The sequence below is a fragment of the Streptomyces sp. NPDC001920 genome, from assembly GCF_053594495.1.
Genome location: NZ_JBSFEP010000009.1, coordinates 301,195 through 320,151 on the forward strand (window position 1 = coordinate 301,195; position 18,957 = coordinate 320,151).

At 72.4% G+C, this 18,957-nt stretch carries 19 protein-coding genes and 1 pseudogene; 8 read left to right on the top strand and 12 right to left on the bottom strand.

What is annotated here, in order from left to right; genetic code table 11:
• Positions 1 to 5: 5 nt before the first annotated feature.
• Positions 6 to 422, bottom strand: coding sequence for a DUF3037 domain-containing protein (locus tag ACWCPI_RS17895; RefSeq protein ID WP_451039009.1), 417 nt, complete (start codon positions 420 to 422; stop codon positions 6 to 8).
• On the bottom strand, positions 419 to 1,183 hold the full coding sequence (locus tag ACWCPI_RS17900) for a HipA family kinase (protein WP_451039010.1): 765 nt from the start codon (positions 1,181 to 1,183) through the stop codon (positions 419 to 421). The genes ACWCPI_RS17895 and ACWCPI_RS17900 overlap by 4 nt, the downstream gene beginning before the upstream one ends.
• Positions 1,184 to 1,403: 220 nt before the next feature.
• Between ACWCPI_RS17900 and ACWCPI_RS17905 the strand changes: the two genes are divergently transcribed.
• Complete coding sequence (locus ACWCPI_RS17905) at positions 1,404 to 1,895, top strand: Rieske (2Fe-2S) protein (protein WP_451039011.1); 492 nt, start codon at positions 1,404 to 1,406, stop codon at positions 1,893 to 1,895.
• Here ACWCPI_RS17905 and ACWCPI_RS17910 read toward each other — a convergent pair.
• Positions 1,882 to 2,532, bottom strand: a complete 651-nt coding sequence (locus tag ACWCPI_RS17910; RefSeq protein WP_451039012.1) for a cysteine hydrolase — start codon at positions 2,530 to 2,532, stop codon at positions 1,882 to 1,884. The two genes, ACWCPI_RS17905 and ACWCPI_RS17910, sit on opposite strands and share 14 nt — an antisense overlap.
• Before the next feature lie 138 nt (positions 2,533 to 2,670).
• Between ACWCPI_RS17910 and ACWCPI_RS17915 the strand changes: the two genes are divergently transcribed.
• Positions 2,671 to 3,138, top strand: coding sequence for a pyridoxamine 5'-phosphate oxidase family protein (locus tag ACWCPI_RS17915; RefSeq protein WP_451039013.1), 468 nt, complete (start codon positions 2,671 to 2,673; stop codon positions 3,136 to 3,138).
• A 19-nt stretch (positions 3,139 to 3,157) separates the two neighbouring features.
• Here the strand turns inward: ACWCPI_RS17915 and ACWCPI_RS17920 are convergent.
• Positions 3,158 to 3,307, bottom strand: a pseudogene (locus tag ACWCPI_RS17920) (IS5/IS1182 family transposase); the annotation flags it as partial.
• 181 nt (positions 3,308 to 3,488) lie between these two features.
• On the opposite strand from ACWCPI_RS17920, the gene ACWCPI_RS17925 reads away from it, so the two are divergent.
• The gene (locus tag ACWCPI_RS17925) at positions 3,489 to 3,902 is read left to right on the top strand and encodes an alpha/beta hydrolase (protein ID WP_451039060.1); all 414 of its coding nucleotides are present in this window, start codon (positions 3,489 to 3,491) and stop codon (positions 3,900 to 3,902) included.
• A gap of 301 nt (positions 3,903 to 4,203) precedes the next feature.
• Here ACWCPI_RS17925 and ACWCPI_RS17930 read toward each other — a convergent pair whose 3' ends face one another.
• The gene (locus ACWCPI_RS17930) at positions 4,204 to 4,467 is read right to left on the bottom strand and encodes a hypothetical protein (protein ID WP_451039014.1); all 264 of its coding nucleotides are present in this window, start codon (positions 4,465 to 4,467) and stop codon (positions 4,204 to 4,206) included.
• A gap of 756 nt (positions 4,468 to 5,223) precedes the next feature.
• On the opposite strand from ACWCPI_RS17930, the gene ACWCPI_RS17935 reads away from it, so the two are divergent.
• Positions 5,224 to 6,192 (top strand): SGNH/GDSL hydrolase family protein, encoded by a 969-nt coding sequence (locus ACWCPI_RS17935; protein ID WP_451039015.1) that lies wholly within the window; start codon positions 5,224 to 5,226, stop codon positions 6,190 to 6,192.
• 285 nt (positions 6,193 to 6,477) lie between these two features.
• Here ACWCPI_RS17935 and ACWCPI_RS17940 read toward each other — a convergent pair whose 3' ends face one another.
• Positions 6,478 to 7,380, bottom strand: a complete 903-nt coding sequence (locus ACWCPI_RS17940) for a LysR family transcriptional regulator (protein ID WP_451039016.1) — start codon at positions 7,378 to 7,380, stop codon at positions 6,478 to 6,480.
• 74 nt (positions 7,381 to 7,454) lie between these two features.
• Between ACWCPI_RS17940 and ACWCPI_RS17945 the strand changes: the two genes are divergently transcribed.
• A complete protein-coding gene (locus tag ACWCPI_RS17945; protein ID WP_451039017.1) occupies positions 7,455 to 8,390 on the top strand; it encodes a DMT family transporter in 936 nt (311 codons plus the stop codon).
• Between the two features lie 104 nt (positions 8,391 to 8,494).
• On the opposite strand, the gene ACWCPI_RS17950 is transcribed toward ACWCPI_RS17945, so the two are convergent.
• Positions 8,495 to 9,826, bottom strand: coding sequence for an aminotransferase class I/II-fold pyridoxal phosphate-dependent enzyme (locus ACWCPI_RS17950; protein ID WP_451039018.1), 1,332 nt, complete (start codon positions 9,824 to 9,826; stop codon positions 8,495 to 8,497).
• 35 nt (positions 9,827 to 9,861) lie between these two features.
• On the opposite strand from ACWCPI_RS17950, the gene ACWCPI_RS17955 reads away from it, so the two are divergent.
• Positions 9,862 to 10,545, top strand: coding sequence for a pyridoxamine 5'-phosphate oxidase family protein (locus ACWCPI_RS17955; RefSeq protein ID WP_451039019.1), 684 nt, complete (start codon positions 9,862 to 9,864; stop codon positions 10,543 to 10,545).
• Complete coding sequence (locus tag ACWCPI_RS17960; protein WP_451039020.1) at positions 10,545 to 11,198, top strand: FMN-binding negative transcriptional regulator; 654 nt, start codon at positions 10,545 to 10,547, stop codon at positions 11,196 to 11,198. The genes ACWCPI_RS17955 and ACWCPI_RS17960 overlap by 1 nt, the downstream gene beginning before the upstream one ends.
• Before the next feature lie 48 nt (positions 11,199 to 11,246).
• Here ACWCPI_RS17960 and ACWCPI_RS17965 read toward each other — a convergent pair whose 3' ends face one another.
• From ACWCPI_RS17965 to ACWCPI_RS17975, 3 genes are all read right to left on the bottom strand, one after another.
• Positions 11,247 to 12,194 carry a DMT family transporter gene (locus ACWCPI_RS17965; RefSeq protein WP_451039021.1) on the bottom strand — a complete coding sequence of 316 codons (948 nt, stop codon included), beginning with the start codon at positions 12,192 to 12,194 and terminating at the stop codon, positions 11,247 to 11,249.
• A 207-nt stretch (positions 12,195 to 12,401) separates the two neighbouring features.
• A complete protein-coding gene (locus ACWCPI_RS17970) occupies positions 12,402 to 13,406 on the bottom strand; it encodes an EamA family transporter (RefSeq protein ID WP_451039022.1) in 1,005 nt (334 codons plus the stop codon).
• 228 nt (positions 13,407 to 13,634) lie between these two features.
• On the bottom strand, positions 13,635 to 14,192 hold the full coding sequence (locus tag ACWCPI_RS17975) for a Clp protease N-terminal domain-containing protein (RefSeq protein WP_451039023.1): 558 nt from the start codon (positions 14,190 to 14,192) through the stop codon (positions 13,635 to 13,637).
• 326 nt (positions 14,193 to 14,518) lie between these two features.
• Between ACWCPI_RS17975 and ACWCPI_RS17980 the strand changes: the two genes are divergently transcribed.
• Positions 14,519 to 14,950, top strand: a complete 432-nt coding sequence (locus tag ACWCPI_RS17980; RefSeq protein WP_451039024.1) for a type II toxin-antitoxin system Rv0910 family toxin — start codon at positions 14,519 to 14,521, stop codon at positions 14,948 to 14,950.
• Between the two features lie 128 nt (positions 14,951 to 15,078).
• Here the strand turns inward: ACWCPI_RS17980 and ACWCPI_RS17985 are convergent, their stop codons facing one another.
• The gene (locus tag ACWCPI_RS17985; protein ID WP_451039025.1) at positions 15,079 to 15,696 is read right to left on the bottom strand and encodes a PadR family transcriptional regulator; all 618 of its coding nucleotides are present in this window, start codon (positions 15,694 to 15,696) and stop codon (positions 15,079 to 15,081) included.
• Positions 15,697 to 15,975: 279 nt separating this feature from the next.
• Positions 15,976 to 18,957 (bottom strand): BTAD domain-containing putative transcriptional regulator, encoded by a 2,982-nt coding sequence (locus ACWCPI_RS17990; RefSeq protein WP_451039026.1) that lies wholly within the window; start codon positions 18,955 to 18,957, stop codon positions 15,976 to 15,978.

Here is an 18,957-nt window from a genome sequence, read left to right on the forward strand (position 1 = left end):
GTCGGTCACCGCACGAGCAGGTCCAGCAGCCGCTCCGTCTCGGCCGCCGGATCGGCGGTGAGCCCGGTGTGCACCGGCCCCGGCTGTACGACCGTGGACCTGGGCGCGATCAGCCAGCGGAAGCGGCGTCCGGCGTCGTCGCCGGCGGCCTGACCAGCCGCCTCGCCGCCGGCGCAGACCCCCTCCACGGCGCGCAGCGCGGCCCGTACGCCGGCCACGTCCGCCCGCGGGTCGAGGGCCAGGAGCCGGGCCTCGTCGAGGTGGGTGCGCGCGCCGACGAAGGCTTTGGCACGGCAGTACACGAGGACGCCGGCGTTGATGCACTCGCCGCGCTCGACACGGGGGACGACCCGCAGCAGGGCGTACTCGAAGACGTCCCGCTCACCGCCCCGGGCCGGCTTGATGAAGTGACGGTCGCTCACTCGGTTCCCTCGATTCCGCCGATGCGCTCGTGGACGTCGGCCGCCCGCGCCAGCAACGGCCGGGCGTAGGCCCGCCGCAGGTCGTCGGTGCTGTCGAAGCCGGGCTCTCCGGCCAGCCAGGCGTCCGGGATCTCGGCGGTGACCTCGGCGAGGAGGTCCTCGGTGACAAGGGGGGCCAGTTGCGCGGCGGCGCCCGCCACGTCCGGCGCGAAGGGGCGCAGGGCGTGGTCGGAGGCGTCGTAGGGGCGCGCCGCTGAAGCCTCGGCGCCGGGCCAGTTGTGCTGCCAGATCATCGTGGCGCCGTGGTCGATGAGCCACAACTCGCCTTGGCGGACCAGCAGGTTGGGGTTGCGCCAGGACCGGTCGACGTTGTTCACCAGCGCGTCGAACCACACGATCCGCCCGGCCTCCTCGCGGCTCACCGTGAAGGCGAGGGGGTCGAAGCCGAGCGCGCCGGAGAGGAAGTCCATACCGAGGTTGGCGCCGCCGCTGGACCTGAGCAGTTCCTGCACCTCCTGGTCGGGTTCGCCGAGCCCGAGCACCGGGTCGAGCTCCACCGTCACCAGCCCGGGCACCCTGAGGCCCAGCCTGCGGGCGAGTTCACCGCAGACGACCTCGGCGACCAGCGTCTTACGGCCCTGACCGGCGCCGCTGAACTTCATGACGTACGTCCCGAAGTCGTCGGCCTCGACGAGTCCCGGCAGCGAGCCGCCCTCACGCAACGGCGTGATGTAGCGGGTCGCGATGACTTCCTTGAGCATCGCCCCAGGTTACTGGCGTTCGGGCAGGTGCCGGGGGCGCGCCCCGGCGAGCGGGGGCGGGTGGGCCGACAGCGGATCGACAGCCCTGGACAGGGAACCGACAGGTCTGCTTCACCCACCTCGCCCGCGGGTCGGGGCAGGATTTCGGCAGCGACTGAACAGCCGGTCCCGAAGGACCGTACCTCTCGGCAGATCGAGCATCCGCGGAAGGAACGTCAGCATGACCAGCGAATCAGTTCAGCCGGCGTCGGGCCCGAGCCGCCGTACCGTCGTGGCGGCGGTCGGCGCGGCGGGGCTCTCCGTCGCGCTGACCGCGTGCGGCTCGGACGACGGCGCGTCCGGTTCGTCCACCGAACAGGGCGCGGCCGGCGGTGGCGCGTCCACCGCCACGGGCGGCTCGTCGCCCGGGGCGGGCGCGGGCGGCGGTGCGGCGCTCGCGAGGACCGCCGACATCCCGGAGGGCGGCGGCAAGGTCTTCAGCGACGAGAAGGTGGTGGTCTCGCAGCCGGCGGCGGGTGACTTCAAGGCGTTCTCGACGATCTGCACCCATGAGAAGTGTCCGATGACGGACCTCAAGGAGGACACCATCACCTGCGCCTGCCACGGCAGTCAGTTCTCCGTACTGGACGGCAGCGTGAAGAAGGGACCGGCGCTGAAGCCGTTGGCCGCCCGGCAGATCAGCGTGTCCGGGGACTCGATCACGCTCGCGTGACGGGACCCGGACGCCCGAAGCAGCCCAGCACCTCGTCCGTGGTCACGACCGTGGCGACCAAGGCGAGGGTGTTGCGGATCATCGCGGCAGCGTAGTCGGGGGGCACCCCCGCGATGGCGTCCGACGGAACGACGGCCGTGTAGCCGCGGTTGACCGCGTCGAACACCGCGTTGGGTACGGCCACGTTGGCCGAGACACCGGTGATGACGAGCGTGCGGCAGCCCAGGTTGCGCAGCAGCGCGTCGACGTCGGTGCCCTGGACCGGTGAGAGGCCGTGCAGCCGTCGTACGACCAGGTCCTCCTCGGCGACCTCGATCGGCGCCGCCACGCGTACCGCCTCGGTGCCGGACAGCTGCTGGACGGGGAGCCGTGCGGCGGCGCGGAAGAGGCGGGCGTTGCGACTCGCGCCCCGGCCGTCGGAGCGGCGTTCGGCGATCGCGTGGATCACCTGGACCCCGCTGTCGTGGGCCGCGGCCACCAGCCGTGCCACATTGCGGATCGCGCCCGAGTCCCGTGCCACCTCGGCGAGTTCGGGCAGGGCGCTGTCCGGTCCGACGACGCCCTGCTGGCACTCGACGGTGAGCAGCACGGTGGTCGCGGGGTCGAGCGGTTCACTCGGTTCGGCGTACGACGGCATGCAACCCCCTGGGCCCGGCGGCGGCGTGGGCGGCGAGCGTAGCCACCATTGCGTGCGGGCGGAAGAGGACTCATCCTTTTCTGACGTGATGTCAGAGGATCTCTGCCTCTGGCACGACGTGAGAGAAGAGGGGGCCGTATGACCGTCACTCAGCGCCGGGGCCGCAAGATCATGATGACGCCCGGTGAGCTGGACGAGTTTCTCACCAGCCAGCGCACCTGCCGGGTCGCCACGGTGTCCGCCGACGGCTTTCCGCATGTCAGCGCCCTGTGGTTCGCCTGGGACGGCGACTCGCTGTGGCTCTACTCGGTCGTCCGCAGCAAGCGGTGGGCCGATCTGCGCCGCGATCCCCGGGTGGCGATCGTGGTCGACACCGGTGAGGAGTACGAGCAGCTGCGCGGTGTCGAGCTGTCCGGCACGATCGAGTTCGTGGGCGAGATCCCCCGCGTGGGCGAGCTGCGCGCCGAACTCGACGTCCCCGAGATGCTGTTCGCCCGCAAGAACTTCGGTCTGGACGAGATGCCGCACGACGGCCGGCACGCGTGGATGCGGCTGACGCCCGAGAAGATCGTCTCCTGGGACTTCAGGAAGCTGGGGTCCGTCTAGGGCGCGTATTGAGTCGTGATCAATGGGCGGTCCGGGTGAGGTCTTTGATCCAGATCGTCCAGGCGCGCAGGTGGAGGCCGGCGAGGTAGCTGTGCGGGGCCTTGTCGTATCGGGTGGCGATGCCTCGCCAGGCCTTGAGCTTGTTGATCAGGCGCTCGACGGTGTTCCGTCCCTGTAGGGGTCAGAACCCGGTGGGGACGCAGCCGGCAGGCTGGGTGAGGGTGGTCTATGGGGCCGCCGTCGGGTGACGCTGCTGTGTGGTGACTGGAACATGGGCAGCGGGTCCCAGCGACAGGCAGCCGCGCTGTGGGCCACCAGCACCAAGGGCGCCCACCGTGCTGGGCAGCCCGATGCACTTGGAGCGGGCCGCCGCATGCGCCGGTTGGCCGGTTCCACCTGCCAACCCTCAGCGGCCCCTCCAGGCTCATGGCGCACCCGCCGCGTTGGTCGTCAACGCCCGCTACGACGTCTCCACCCCCTACACGCAGGCCAAAGCTGTCACCGCACAGCTGCCCGGCGCCCGGCTGCTGACCTGCAACGGTGCCGGACACGCCGTCTACGGAGTCCTGGGCAGCCCTTGCGCCAAGGCCATCACGGACGGCTACCTGACCACCGGCCGGCTCCCGGCAGCAGGAGCCGACTGCCCGAGCCGGTACCCGCCCGCTTCCAAGCCGAAGCCCACACCCACCAGCGCATCGTCCAGGCCGACGCATCCGCCCTCCAGCGCACCCGGGGCTGGGCCGGGCCGTCCGTCGGCCACCTGATCAGTGCCGGCGTCGGCAACTGCGCGCCCCATCAGGGGCGCCCTGTCCGAGACCGGCAGCCATGCTTTGGTCTGAGCCGCTGCGGCCGGAGCATTCCTGTTGTGGAGGGCATCGTGTGGGAGTGGGCGACACAGCCGGGACGATGCCGTGCATCCACACCGCGCATTTCTCCTCGACCCCGGCCCGTGTCGAGGAGAAACGCGCCGCCTCACCGGCCCGCTCCACCGCACCGAGTCCACCCGGTGCGCTCCACTCCCGCCGCTGGCCGCACCGGTGCGTATCCACTCCCACGGTGGTGCGGCTACCGGTGCGCACCGGGTGCGGAGTGCACCGCGTGCGCCAGCACCAGGCGCTCGTTGCGCATCGCCTCCAGGGTGTCGGCGGTGTCCGCGTGGTCGGGGCCCGGGATGACGTTCGCGGTGAACCGGATGATGCTGCGGGCGATGCCCACCACCGCTGTGGCGGGGGAGTCCCGCGCCCAGTCCCGCAGCGCGGACAGCAGGACGCACCCGACCTCGTCCAGAGCGAAGGAGTCCGCGCACGGATCGGTGGTCTCCCCGTCCACGGCCGTGACGGGCCAGACGATGTCCTCGGCCGGCCGCGGCAGGACGAACGCCAGCTCCGTCCCCTTCCGACCGGTCGGCCGGCAACAGCGTCGTCGCCACCCATCCGCAGCGCCAGGAGGTAGTGGAAGACAGGCTCCACCTGCTCCGGCGTCAGCGGTGTACGGGACGGGATCAGGTACGGCGTCACGCTCTCCTTGCGATGGCCGCCGCGCGACTCGCGGCGTCGTTCCCGCATGGTCGACGCGCTGACCTGTGGACAGAGGACAGGAAGCGGGCGAACTCGCTGATGAGCATCTTCGGGGTGGAGGACGGCGGCACGGTGATGAACAGCACCGGCAGCCGCCCGTGCCGTCGGCGCCAACCCGGCCGCTGCGCCCCGCTCCAGCCGCACCCTGGGCGCCGGCGGCCGCAGAGACGACGTGCCCGCGTGATCGGGCCGGCCGGGAGGCAGGTCACCGGGCAGCCGCCGTAGCGTCGCGTGCCCATGCGGGGACTCAGGGTGCCTCGATGGCGAGAACAGGACAGTCAAGCGGAAGGCAGGCGTCCGGCGGGACGCCCTCGGTCGATCAGTAATCGCTCCGGGGTTGCCCAGGCACGGCTGTAGTGCGGTCACCCGTATAGGGCGAGTGGTCGACATGCCGATCGGCGGTCACCCACAAGGCCGCTCCTAGTGACTGTCTGTATCGGATCTAGTGCCGTGAGTAACTGCCTTTCTAGGGTCGAGGTAACGCCAACGCCGTATCCCTGGAGGATTCGTGGCACGCTTCCGCACTCGTCTGGCCCTGCTCTGCTCGGCTGCCGCTCTGACTGCCGGCGCCTTCATCCCGGCGCAGTTCGCCGGAGCCCCGTCCGCCGCCGCGGCCGAGGACTACCAGTGGGTGGCCCTGGGCGACTCCTACACCGCCGGGGTCATCCGGGCCGCGGGCAACATCTTCGAGGTCCCGCGTGACGGCTGCGAGCGCACCGACCGGTCCTACCCCCAGGTCATCGACCGCGACTTCGGCGGCCTGTTCGAGCTGACCAACGTCAGCTGCGGCGCCGCCACCATCGACAACGTCACGGACACCCCCCAGGAGCCGATCGGCCGGCACATGCCGCCCATCTCCGAGGACCCCGACTACCCCTTCCCCGCGGTGCCGCCCCAGTCCCAGGCCGTGAGCAGTGACACGGATGTCATCACCGTCGGCGCGGGCGGCAACACCCTGGGCTTCGCCGACATCCTCGCCAAGTGCCCGCAGCTGGGCGGCGAAAGCAGCGGCAAGGGAACCCCGTGCAAGGACGCCCTGGGCGACGGCCTCCCGGCCCGGCTGAAGACAGTGCGCCAGGACTACGACCGGATGCTCGAAGTACTCCACAAGCGCGCCCCGCACGCCAAGATCCTGGCCGTCGGCTACCCCGCACTCATCCCGAGCGATGCTTCCAACTGCAACTACGGCGACCTGACGCAGTTCGGCACCATCACCCAGGGCGACCTGGACTGGCTGCGCGACGACGTCCTGGAACCCCTCAACAAGGCCATCAACGACTCCACCAACACCCAGGAAGCCGCCAGCTTCGTCGACCTCTACGACTCCTCCCGCAATCACAGCGTGTGCGATGGCTCCAAGTGGGTCGAAGGCTTCGTCACCCTCCCCGACCAGCTGTCCTTCGTCCACCCCAACGCCCTCGGCCACCGCAACGCCGCCGACCACGTCGAAGAAGCGATGCTCAACGCCATCAGCTGAGCCGCCCCACCCCCGGCGACCGCGCAGCACAGTGGCCCCCGCCCTCAAGCGGGGGCCAGTTGCGCATGAGGCAGGACGTACGGTCGCCGACGCCCTACGGGCCCTGCGACCAACTGGAGATCACGCGCTCGCCATCCTCTGCACGCTCGGCGAGGACGATCCGGGCGTCTCCGATGCTGCCCCACGAGCCGATCCATGACCGGTACTGGTGCTCGGCCGTGGACTGCCTGCCCCACCAGCCCTGCATCACGCGGCTCGGGCCTTCGCCCGGGGCTGTGCGGCCCTTCAGCGGACCTTCTCGGCCGCTGACTGCAGCGCCTTCACCGCCGCCCGGATCGACGGGCGGCGGTCCGCGTCCGCGCGCCACACCGCGTAGACGTACCGGTGGACCCGCTCGTGCACCGGTACGGCCCGCACGCCTGGCGGCATCGGGTCGCGGCCCAGCCGGGGCGCGACACAGACACCCAAGCCCGCCGCGACCAGCGCGAGCTGGGTGTGGTGTTCCTCGGCCCGGTGGGCGATGCGGGGCTCGATGCCTTTGGTGCGCAACGTGTAGAGCAGCCACTCGTGGCAGAACGCGCCCTCCGGCCAGGCGACCCACTCGTCGTCCGCGAAGTCCTCCAGGGCGACTTCGCCGCGGTCGGCGAGCGGGTACCCCTCGGGCATGGCGATCTCCACGCGGTCGTCGAGGATCGGCGCCTTCGCCAGCCCTTCCGGCATGGGCAGCGGCTTGTTGTACCAGTCGAGAACGACGGCCAGGTCGACGTCGCCGCGCAGCACCGCGTCGACCCCGTGCTCCGGCTCCAGCTCGCGCGACCGCAGCCGCAGCGCCGGGTGGTCGGCCCGCAACTGAGTGAGCGCGGCGGGGAACAGCCCGCGCAGTGCGGTGGGGAACGCGGCGAGCCGCAGCTCGCCGACCACCTGCCCGCGCTGCGCCTCCAGGTCGGACTGGGCCAGTTCCACCTGCGACAGGATCCGCGCGGCGTGCTCGGCTAGCAGCCGGCCCGCGTCGGTGAGCCGCACACCCCGCCCGTTCTTGGCGAGGAGTTGCTGGCCGACCTCGCGCTCCAGCTTGGACATCTGCTGCGACACGGCGGAGGTCGTGATGTGCAGCCCCTCGGCCGCGCCGCTGACCGAGCCGTGCCGGGCGAGGGCGTCGAGGGTGCGCAGGCGCTCCAGATTCAACATGTAAGCGATACTACGAGGTATCGGGTGCGAAATCTCGATTGTGCTACGAGATCGTTTGCCGCATCGTTGCTGCCATGACCACCGTCGCCGCCTCCCCCACCCCGGCCGAGGCCCCCGCCCGCCCTCACCCCCGCGCCCGGCTCGACTGGCGCCTGCGCTTCGCCGTGCTCTCCCTGATCTGGGGCTTCAGCTTCCTGCTCATCAAGGTGGGCACCGAGGGTTACGCCCCCTTCCAGGTCACGCTCGGGCGGCTGGTCTTCGGTACGGCGGTACTGGCGGCCGCCATGGCGGTCAGGCGCGAGCGGCTGCCCCGCGGGGTGCGCACCTGGGGCCATCTGACGGTCGCCGCCCTCCTGCTGAACGCGCTGCCGTTCTCGCTGTTCGCGTACGCCGAACTGACCATCCCGTCGACGCTGGCGGGGATCTGCAACGCGACCTCACCACTGTGGGGCATGGCCCTGTCGCTGGTCGCCCTCTCGGAGGACCGGCCGACCCGGGTCAGGGTCGCGGGGCTCGGCATCGGTTTCCTGGGCGTGCTGACGGTGCTGGGGGCGTGGCAGGGCTTTCACGGACTGGACGCCTCGGGTACGGCCATGGCGTTGCTGGCCTCCCTGAGCTACCCGATCGGCTGGATATACGTCCGCCGTACACTGGCGGGCTCCAGTGCGTCGCATCTGTCGCTCACCGGCGCGCAGTTGCTGCTGGCCACGATCCAACTGGCCGTCGTCACACCGCTGTTCACCGCCCTGCCGACACGGTTCTCCCCGCTGCCGCTGCTGGCGATCGTGGCGCTGGGAGCGCTCGGGACCGGTGTCGCCGTGCTGGTGCAGTACGGGCTGGTCGCCGAGGTCGGGCCGACGACGGCTCAGATGGTCACGTACTTCATTCCCGTGATCGCGACGGCCGCGGGGGTCGCCGTGCTGGGCGAGTCGCTTCGCTGGAGCACGCCGGTCGGGGCGGTGATCGTCCTGGTCGGAGCGGCGCTCACCCAGGTGAGGAAGGGCGCCTGACGGGGCGGTGCGCCAGGAGGGCCGGCGACTGCCGGTCCGTGGACCGTGCGCTCCCCCGAGGCCGCCCGGCGCATCCGGATTTCGCACATAGCTCCGTGCCGGTTTCACACATAGCTCCGTGCCGGGCCCGGCCCCAGGGCCGTGGCCACCGCCTCCGCCAGGGGCCCGGTCTCCTCCTGAGTGAGTGTCGAGACGGTGATCCTCACTCCGGGGGGTGCGCTCGTCCGGAAGCGGGCCCCCGGGGCGACCGCCCAGCCGGCGTGCAGGAGCCGGGCCACGACGCCCGTCTCGTCGGGGACCGGGATCCAGACGTTCATGCCGCTGCGCCCATGCGCCGTGACCCCACGCTCGGCCAGCGCCCGGAGCAGCAGCTCGCGGCGTCTGCCGTACATCGCCGCCGCCTTAGCCGGGTCCGGGACGCCGTCGCTCCACAGCCGCACCACCGCCCGCTGCAGCAGCCGGCTCACCCAGCCGGGCCCGAGGCGCTGACGGCCGCGCACCCGGTCGAGGGTGACAGGGTCGCCGGTGAGCACGGCGAGCCGCAGGTCGGGCCCGTAGGCCTTGGCGACGGAGCGGACGAAGGCCCAGCTGCGGGTGACGCCCGCCAGCGGACTCAGAGGCTGGTCGACGATGCCGTGGCCGTGGTCGTCCTCGATCAGCAGGACCTGCGGGTGGTCCCGGAGCACCGAGCGCAGGGCACGCGCGCGTGCGGCACCGACCACCGCCCCGGTGGGGTTCTGCGCCCGGTCGGTGACGATCAGGGCGCGCGCCCCCGCGCCGAGGGCACGCCGCACATCGTCCGGCAGCGGCCCCTCGTCGTCGACGCCGACCGGGGCGATGCGCAGACCGAGCGCCGGGACGAGGTCCAGCAGGCTGCCCCAGCCCGGGTCCTCGACGGCGACGGTGTCGCCCGGTCTGAGGTGGGCCGCGAGGACGCGCTCGATGGCGTCGAGGGAGCCTGAGGTGACGGCGAGGGGCCCGTCCGGCACCCCGTCGGCGTCCAGGCCGGCCCGCGCGACCCGCGCCAGCTCCGGCTCCACGGGGTCGTCCCCGTACAGCACGGGCTCCCGGTCGCCCTGCTCGGCCGCGGCCGCGAAGGCCTTCGCCAGCGACGGCAGCAGCGCCGGGTCGGGGTTGCCGCTCGCCACGTCACGGACCCCCTCGGGCACATCCACCCTGACGTACTCGCGGCCGGTCGTGGCCGGCCTGGGCCGTACCCGGCTCCCCCGGCGGCCCGCCGTCTCGATCACCCCGCGCTCGCGCAGGATCCGGTACGCGGCCGCGACCGTGTTGGGATTCACCCCCAGCTCGACCGCCAACTCCCGCATCGGGGGCAGCAGTCGACCCGGCTCCAGTTCCCCGGAACCCACCGCACGCTCGACGCTCGCCGCGATATCCGCCGCACGGCGCCCTTCGATCCGATATCCTCCTAGCACAAAGCCAATTATGCACTAGTACAACGGAGGGCGCAATGCAGGGGACCCGGCAGCCGACGTCGCCGACCGCCGCCTACACGCCGACCGACCGCACCGTCCCCACCCGTTCCGCGGAGCGGGCGTCGTACGACAAGGAGTTGGTGCACGCGATACTCGACGCGGCCTATGTCTGCCATCTCGGGTTCGTACGCGACGGCGCACCCGTCGTGCTGCCGACGCTGTACGGCCGGGTCGGCGAGACGCTGTACGTGCACGGGTCGACGGGTTCGCGCCCCCTGCGCATGGCGGGGCAGGCCGAGCCGGGGCTGCCGGTGTGCCTGACGGTCACCCATGTCGACGCGCTGATCCTGGCGCGCTCCGCCTTCCACCACTCGATCAACTACCGGTCCGTGGTGGTGCACGGACCGGCCTACGACGTGACGGACCCCGAGGAGAAGCGGATCGCGCTCGACGCCCTGGTGGACCACGTGGTGGCGGGGCGGTCGGCCGACTCCCGTCCGGCGAACCGCAAGGAGCTGGCCGCCACCGCGGTGATCCGCCTCGACCTGGACGAGGTCTCCGCCAAGCTCCGCACCGGCGGTGTGAACGACGAGCCCGAGGACCTCGCCCTTCCCCACTGGGCCGGCGTCGTCCCGCTGCGCAAGGGCTACGAGACCCCGGTCCCGGACCCGTCCCTGGCGCCCGGCACCGAACTCCCCGGTTACCTCGGGTCCCTGTGATGCTGATCCACCCCTGGGACGCGCCCCGCGACGACGCCGAGTGGCAGCGATGGCTGGCCGTCCACGACTTCGGTCAGCTCGTCGTCAACGGCGTCGGGGGCGAGCCCCCGCACGTCCAGCCGCTGCACTTCACCTACGACGCCGAGCGCGGTGAGGCCGTCACGCATCTGGCCCGCCCCAACCCGCTGTGGCCGGCACTGCTCGCCGCCCCCGAGGCCGTGCTGAGCGTGGTCGACGACTACGTGTACGTGCCGGGCCCCTGGCAGGCGGCTCCCGAGCAACGGCCCGAGCACGGTACGCCGACCAGCTTCTACGCCGCGGTCCAACTCCGGTGCCGGGCCCATGTCGTGGACGACCCGGCCGAGAAGGCGGAGTTGCTCAACCGCCAGGTCGGGCACTTCCAGCCGGAGGGCGGCTCGGCCCGCGCCGCGGTGGGCGAGGAGCCGTACGGACGCCTGCTGTCCGGGATCCGGGGGGTGCGGCTCGAAGTGACCGGCGTGCGCGCGAAGTTCAAGTACGCCGGTCGCCGGACGGCAGAGGTCCAGGACGCGATCGCGGCCCGACTCGCGGAGCGTGGCGGTCCGCGCGACGCGGCGGCACGGGAGCACCTGGTGCGACGGCGCCCGGACCGAGGCACGGACGACCAGGGCTGAGCCGGGGGACGAGGCCCCGCGCCCCTGTGGGCGCGGGGCCCGCCGCCCTCACGCCGGGCGCGGCTCGCGCCTCCTCGCCCCGCGCGTCTCCGCCACGGCGAGCCCCGCGACCGACCCGAGCATCAGCAGGGTGCCGGCGAGGGTCGGGGCCGTCAGGTGTTCACCGAGCAGGACGACGGCCAGCACCGCCGCGCCGACCGGCTCCAGCAGCATGATCACGGAGACGGTGGCCGACCGTACGGCCGCCGCGCCCGCGAAGTAGAGGGCGTACGCGACAGCCGTGGGCACGGACGCGATGTAGGCGAGCAGCCAGCCGAGTCTGACGGGTTCCGCGGTGTGCGGCACGATTCCCTCGGCGAGGGCGAACGGCAGCAGGCACATGCTGGTGACGGCGAAGGCCCACACGGACGTGTCGGCGGCATCACGTCCGCCGTCGCGCCCCCATTTGCGCGTGAGCAGCGTCATCGCGCAGTACGCGGCCGCGGACAGCAGGGCGAGCAGCACGCCCCACGGTCGTACGCTCGCGCCACCGCCGCCGAACGAGAGCACCGCGAGCCCCGTGAGCGCACCAGCCACGGCCGCGACCCCCACGCCGCCGAGCCGTTCCCCCAGGGTCAGACGGGCACCGAGGGCGATGAGGACGGGCCCGGCGCCTAGGGTGACGACGGTGCCGACGGCGAGTCCGGTGGTCTCGACGGCAGCGAAGTAGGCGGTCTGGAACACCGCGAGGCCGAGCCCTGTGGCCCCGGCCCGCAGGACCCTGCGGCCGAGCGGCTCGGAGCCGGCGGTGCGCCGCGTGCGCGGACGCAGCAGGTGGAAGGCGGTCAGCAGCACGAAGCCGAGGGCGCACCGCCAGAAGGAGAGAGCGATCGGCCCCAGGTCACTGGCCCGGTAGACCAGAGACGCGGCCGCGCCCGCGGTGCCCCAGGCGGCACCGGCGACGATCAGGTAGAGAAGGCCTCGCCCGATGGGCAGGCCGGATGCAGTGTTCGACACGAGTGGTCTCCGCAGACGCGCGTATGCGCGGAAGTTCGGGAGGGGCCCCACACAGCGGGGCCCGTGGACTTCTTCTGCGGGCAGCACCGTCCAGCCCGGCGGTGCGCGGGATCGTCGTTCCCGTCAGGCACCGGGGCTCGGCTTCCGGAGGGCCCGCCTCAGGCGGCCGGAGGCGGGAGAACGCGCGTCGAAGGCATGATCGGCAGCCTAGGAGATGTGTCCCCGGGCGGACAACTCACGTTCCCGACCGCTGCCGGCCACCGGCTCGGCGGGACTCCTGGCGGGCGCGGACGACTGGGCGATGAACGCCCCGACCAGGACGATCACGCCGCCGATGATCTGCGGGGCGGAGAGGTGCTCGCCCAGCAGGAACCAGGCGAGGACGGTCGCGATGACCGCTTCGAGGCAGGCGACGACGCCGGCGACCTGCGGGGAGAGCCGTCGTACCGAGAGCACGCCGGTGACGTAGGCGACGACCGTTGCGACGAGCACGATCCAGGCCAGCAGCAGGATCGCCGCCACCGGGGTGCCGTTCATGTGGGCGGTGCCGGAGAGGACCGACCGGTCCATGGTCCACGGGCGGGCCACGACGGTCAGGACGGCGGCGCCGACGAGCAGGCCGTACGCGATCACACCGAGCGGGTCGGGTGCCTCCTCGCCGGAGTCGCTGCCCTGGTCGGACAGGACGAAGTAACCGACCTGGCAGCAGGCGGCGCCGAGCGCGAGGAGCAGCCCGAGGGCGTCGAAGCTCAGACCCGACCAGACCTCAACGACGCAGGCGAGGCCGCCGACCGCCAGGACCACCCCGAGCGCGGCGGCACGCGTCACCGGCCGCCGCTGCACGAACCGCACCCAGCCGAGGACCAGAGCGGGTGCGAAGTACTCGACGAGCAGGGCGACGCCGACCGGGATCCTCGATATCGCGGCGAAGTAACAGGCCTGCACGCCGGCCACACCGAGCAGACCGAACCCGGCGAGCAGTGCGGGGCGGTCGCGCAGCAGCGCACGGTGGCGCACGGCGAGCGGCAGCATCACGAGGGCGGCTCCGGCCACGCGCAGCCACACCACGTGGAGGGGGTCGAGTCCCGCCTCGATCAACGGCTTCGCGGCGACACCGGACCCGCCGAAGGCGACCGCGGATCCGATCGCCAGGCCGAGGCCGACGCCCTTGCCGTTGCCGAACCGACTGCTCTGTGAGATAGGCACGGGCACATGATGACAGGCGATGACATGAGCGTCACCCCCGATGACACCTGTCTCGCCGTGTGGACGGGGGCGGTGCGAGCGCGGCGGCTCGGCGCGGTCCAGGGCCCGGGGCGATGCGGTGACGGGTGGAGACACAGGGCCCGGCGCGATGCGGTGACGGGTGGGGAGACGGGAGCGACGGTTTGCGGGATCGGACGCGACACGTGGTCGGGTTCTCGGGACCGACGGCGCTCGCTAGCGGTCGCTCTCGCCGGCGGCGTTCGTGTCCGGCCGCCGGTCGATCCGTGTGCGCAGCGCGCTCGCGTCGATCCCCGCGCGTTCCAGCACCTCGACGGCCCGCGCCTCGGGGTCCGCCAGGATCGCCGCGAGCAGGTCGACGCCGCGGGCCTCGCCATCGCCACGGTGGGCGGCGCGCCGCCGGGCGTGCCCCATCGCGGCCGCCGCCAGCGGGGAGAAGCCCTCACCGGCCATGACCACGGGAACGGCACCGGAGTCCTCGACGGTGCCCTGCCAGCGCAGGCCGTAGCCGATGGTGCGCTGCACGAGGTAGCCGAGAAGGCGGGCGAGGTGCGGGCCGTCGCCGACGACGGCGTACACGTCCGGGTCGTGTTCCAGGAGCGAGTGCAGCAGATGGGCCGTGTCGATCTGCTGGTCCCCGTCCCTGACCACGCGGCGGCGGGCACCGGCGATCACCGATGCCAGCGCGTCACTGAGCCTGGCACCGTCCGCAACGGCGGCCGGGAGCCCGCAGTCCTGCTCCTGGGCCGACTGCCGGGGAATACGGGGTTGCACATCCTCTACCCCATCAGCCACGCCGGGCCGGGTCATCCCCGAGGGGGAGCATCTTCGCGTCCCACACAGAGTGGACTCGCCCCCTGGCATCTCCTCCTTACGGAGGAGATCACGCCGAAAGTCCCGAGGGCCGCTCGGGAGACGCGCGCGCCCCTTCGCACGCCCCGGGGACGCCTGCTCGCCGGCCCGTTCCGGGAGGCATGCCGGTGCTCCTCGGCCGGGCCGGCCGGGGTCTCCACGATTTCTGACGGTTCATCAGTATTGAATGTTCCTGACCCCGCCGCTACGTTCCGCGACACCGTAGCCCGAGACGAAGGGGTGGTCGCATGGCCGAAGTCAGCGCGCAGGCACGGATCGAGGCGCCGGCCGAGAAGGTCTGGGCGCAGCTGACGGACTGGTCGGCGCACGGAGAGTGGAACGCGACCCACACCGGTTTCCCGGGCGGCGGCCCCAGCGCTGTCGAAGTGGGCGCAACCTTCCAGGAGAACATGAAGCTCATGGGGTTCCCGGCCGAGGTCGAGTGGACCATCGAGGAACTGGAACCGGCGCGCGTCCTGGCCATCCGCGGCAAGGGGCCCATGGCGGTGACGGTGGCCACGCGCTACACGCTGACGCCGGTCGGCGACGGCGCCACGGACACACGGATCGACGGGGAGTTCACGGGCGCGGCGGTGTCGCTGATGGCGGGCAAGCTGAAGGACTCGGCCACGGCGGCACTGAACGAGTCGCTGCGGAGGCTGGCGGGCCTGGTGACCTGAGTTCCGGACGCACAGGCCCTTCGGGCACCCGCACACACGGGGCGCCCCGCGGACCACTCCGCGGGGCGCCCCCGCCGAAGGCCGGGAGGCCACCGGCCCACTCGCGGCGGGCGGACCTCCGCACACCCTCAGTCCTCGTCGGCGAGGATGAGGTACAGCCGCTTACGGGCGTCGTTGATCACGGCGAGGGCCTTCTCGCGCTGCTCCTTGCTCCCCGTCTTCCAGACCTGCCCGAATGCCTCCATCAGACCGAAGCCGGCCTGGCGGATCTCACCGAGCGCCTCCCAGTCGACACCGCGGGAGGCTTCCTCCCAGGGCGCCTCGGGCCCGGCGTCAGCGGCCTCGCGCCCCGCCCCGGTGAGCGAGAACAGCTTTTTGCCGCCCTCGCTCTCACTGACGATCAGGCCCTCGTCCTCCAGCAGCTGGAGAGTGGGGTACACCGAGCCGGGGCTGGGCTTCCACGCGCCACCGCTGCGCTCGGCGATCTCCTGGATCATCTCGTAGCCGTGCATGGGACGGTCCTTCAGGAGCGCGAGGATCGAAGCGCGCACGTCACCGCGCCGCGCCCGCCCTCGCGGTCCGCCCCGCCCTCGTGGCCCCCAGGGTCCCGGCCCGAAACCGGGACCGCCGAACCCGGGGCCGCCGCCGGGGCCGAAGGGCCCGAAAGCGCCGCGGAGCCCCTCGAAACCACCTCGTCCGTGGTGCCCGTGCCCGCCGTGTCCACGCTCGAATCCATGGGAACGCATCGCAATCACTCCATTCCATCGTTGATCAGTCGCGATGACTCAACGATATATCGGAATAGTTCGTACGGCAAGAGTCGTCGGGAGTCCGCGGGCATGCCCGTGCCACCTCGGCCCGTGCCACCTCGGCCCGTTCCGCTCGATGGAGTCGTGGCCGCCGGAGCACCGGACACCGGCCTTCAGAAGCACCGGAGAGTCGAACCGGCCGGCCGAAGACAGCGGACCGAGGCGGCCGGACCGGAACCGGGACGCGCCCCGGTCAGGCCCCGGCCCTCGGCTCCGTCACCCCGGGAACCCCCGCTCGTCCAGCGCGAGTCGCAGACCGTCCTCGGCCGACGCACCCCTGGACCAGGCAGCCGTGTACTCCTCGGGGTCCAGCGATGCACGTACCCGGCTCTCGGCGGTCGTGTGCGCCTCGTGGAACGGGCGCAGGCCGATCAGCGCCACCCCCGTCTCCTGCCGCATGCGATGGGCGGCCCCCAGAAGCCACGCCGCCCGGGCGCAGTCACCGGTGACCGCCACGGCCCAGGCCAGCGTCTCCAGGCCCCAGACCGGTCCCCAGCTGTCCCCGATGCCCCGTTGCCGCACCAGCGCCTCGCGCAGCGGGGCCAGCGCCCGCTTCGCTTCGCCGTGGCGCAGCTCGACGAGCCCGGTGCACCACCGGGCCCAGGTGCGTGCCCATTCGGCTCCGCTCGCCTCGGCTTCGGCGACGTACACGTCACGGGCCGAGGACGCCGAGGCGCGGTCGCCGAAGAACGCCTCCGCCATGGCCCACAGCATGGTCGCCATGTGGGCGTCGCCGCCCTGCCCGATCGCAAGGAACCGGCGCCGCGCCTCGGCCAGCAGGTCGATGCTGGCGGGGTCACCTCGTACGAGCATGGCGTGCGCGCCCTCGATGTACGTCACCGGCGCCGCCGACGGGTCGTGAGGCAGGTCCGCGGCCACGGCGCGGCATTCGGCCAGGAACGTCTCGGCGGCGGGGTTGTCGCCCTGGCAGAGCGCGATCCACGCCTTCATCGCCAGCGCCCCGGCGACCAGCGCCGGCTCCCCCGCGGTCACGACGTCCGATGAGTTCGGCGCACCCGGTGCGCGCGGCCCATCGGGGCCGGGGGCCAGCAGGCGCTCCAGCCAGTGCCGCCCCTCCCCCAGGGTGCTGCTGAAGAACCAGCATCGGGTGCGGGCCAGGTCGACGGCGATCTCGATGCCGGCCCCGACCCTGTCCGGCCGCGTCGCGCAGTAGTCGAGGGCCGCCCGGAGGTTGGGCAGTTCGGTGCGCAGCCGGATGAGCCAGTCGACCTCACGCGGCCCGCACCACTCACGGCCGGCCCGTACGGCCGTCGCCCGGTAGAACTCGCTGTGCCGCACGCGCAGTTCCGTCGTGCGCCCCTCTTCCTCGAGCCGCTGCTGACCGTACTGGCGGATGGTCTCCAACAAGCTGTACCGGGCCCGGTCACCCGAACTGTTGACCAGCACGATCGACTTGTCCACGAGCTCCGCCAGCAGGTTCAGCACATCCTCGCGGGCTACGCCCTCACCCGCGCAGACCGCTTCCGCCGCCTCCAGGTCGAAGCCACCGGAGAACACGGACAACCGGCTCCACAGCAGCCGCTCCTGTTCGGTGCACAGGTCGTAGCTCCAGTCGACGACGCCGCGCAGGGTACGGCGGTAGCGGGCCGGCGTACGCGTCTGCGGCATGGACAACAGGCGGAACCTGTCGTCGAGGCGTTCCAGCATCTCTTCGGCCGTCATGGTGCTCAGCCGTACCGCCGCCAGTTCGATGGCGAGCGGAATGCCGTCGAGCCGCCGACACAGGTGGGCGACGGCCTCACGGTTGCGGGCGGTGAGCCGGAAAGCGGGGGCGGAGCCGGCGGCACGGTCCATGAGCAGTCTCACGGCCTCCGAGCGCAGCAGCGGGTCGTCGGTCCCGGCTTCGACCGCGGCGCCGGCCGAGCCGGCCCGGCAAGCGGTGCCGTCCGGGTACGGATCGGCACCGGGCAGGGTGAGCGACGGCACCGTCAGGACGTGCTCGCCGGGTGCTCCCAGACGCTGCCGACTCGTGGCCAGGACCCGCAGCCCGGGTGCCGCACACGCCAGCCTCAGCACGAGCGCGGCGACGGGCTCCACCAAGTGCTCGCAGTTGTCCAGGACGAGGAGCAGGCGCCGGTCGCGCACGTGGTTGACGACGGCGTCCGCGGCGGGCCGCGCGGACTGGTCCCGCAGGCCGAGCGCTTCGGAGACGGCCCGGTCGAGGAGGTCCGCGTCGGTCAAGGGGGCGAGATCCGCGAGCCGGACGCCGTCGGCGAAGGACGGCGCCACGTCCGCGGCGACCCGCAGCGCGAGCCGCGTCTTGCCGACACCGCCCACTCCGGTGAGGGTGACGATCCTGGCCGAGGCCAACAGGCGCCGCGCTTCGGACACTTCGTTCTCACGGCCGACGAACGTCGTCATCTCGACCGGCAGATCGCCGTCCCGGGGCAGCGGAGCCGGCGTCACTCCCCGTGCCTCGTTCAGGTTCGGGGCGGCCGTCAGCAGCCGCTGATGCAGCTGCCTCAGCTCAGCCCCGGGCGTGATGCCCAACTCGTCGGCGAGCATCGCGGCGACCAGGCGGTAGCTCTCCAACGCCTCGCCCTGTCGTCCGCAGTGGAAAAGGGCGAGCATCCGCTGAGCCCAGAAATGCTCCCGCAGCGGATGCTCCTCGATGAGGCCACGCAGTTCCGGCAGGACGTGAGCGGCCCGGCCGAGGGCCAGATCCGCGTCGATCCGCAGCTCCAGGGCGTCCAGTCGCCGTTCGTCCAGCGCCGGTGCGACGCCCTGGAGGAGGTGCGCGGGCAGATCGGACAGCGGATCGCCCCGCCACAGCGCCAGCGCCTCGCGCAACAGGGCGGCCGCGCGGGCCGCCGCACCCTCGTCGAGGGCCGTACGGCCCTGGCGGACCAGGGCGGTGAAGCGGTACAGGTCCAAAGCGTCCGGCGCCGCCTCGATCACATAGCCGTGGGGGCGGGTGAGCACGGGGGCACCGCCCGCCGGACTGCCGAGCGCACGACGCAGCCGCAGGACGTAGTTCTGCAGCGTGTTGCGTGCGCGGCCGGGTGGATGCTCGCCCCACAGCCGGGTCACCAGCGTTTCCACGGTGACCACGTGGTTGGCTTCGGCGAGCAGCGCCGCCAGCAGCAGCCGCACCTTGGCCGCCTCGATGCGCACCGGCAGGCCGTCGCGCAGCACTTCGAGGGGCCCCAGGACCTTGAACTCGTACCGCGTGCTCAC

Excerpts from the sequence above, each read along its gene's own strand:
- ACWCPI_RS17985 (WP_451039025.1), bottom strand. The coding sequence starts at position 15,696 with ATGCGTTCCCATGGATTCGAGCGTGGACACGGCGGGCACGGGCACCAC.
- ACWCPI_RS17905 (WP_451039011.1), top strand. The coding sequence starts at position 1,404 with ATGACCAGCGAATCAGTTCAGCCGGCGTCGGGCCCGAGCCGCCGTACC.
- ACWCPI_RS17960 (WP_451039020.1), top strand. The coding sequence starts at position 10,545 with ATGCTGATCCACCCCTGGGACGCGCCCCGCGACGACGCCGAGTGGCAG.
- ACWCPI_RS17980 (WP_451039024.1), top strand. The coding sequence starts at position 14,519 with ATGGCCGAAGTCAGCGCGCAGGCACGGATCGAGGCGCCGGCCGAGAAG.
- ACWCPI_RS17915 (WP_451039013.1), top strand. The coding sequence starts at position 2,671 with ATGACCGTCACTCAGCGCCGGGGCCGCAAGATCATGATGACGCCCGGT.
- ACWCPI_RS17925 (WP_451039060.1), top strand. The coding sequence starts at position 3,489 with ATGCACTTGGAGCGGGCCGCCGCATGCGCCGGTTGGCCGGTTCCACCT.
- ACWCPI_RS17900 (WP_451039010.1), bottom strand. The coding sequence starts at position 1,183 with ATGCTCAAGGAAGTCATCGCGACCCGCTACATCACGCCGTTGCGTGAG.
- ACWCPI_RS17910 (WP_451039012.1), bottom strand. The coding sequence starts at position 2,532 with ATGCCGTCGTACGCCGAACCGAGTGAACCGCTCGACCCCGCGACCACC.
- ACWCPI_RS17945 (WP_451039017.1), top strand. The coding sequence starts at position 7,455 with ATGACCACCGTCGCCGCCTCCCCCACCCCGGCCGAGGCCCCCGCCCGC.
- ACWCPI_RS17940 (WP_451039016.1), bottom strand. The coding sequence starts at position 7,380 with ATGTTGAATCTGGAGCGCCTGCGCACCCTCGACGCCCTCGCCCGGCAC.
- ACWCPI_RS17955 (WP_451039019.1), top strand. The coding sequence starts at position 9,862 with ATGCAGGGGACCCGGCAGCCGACGTCGCCGACCGCCGCCTACACGCCG.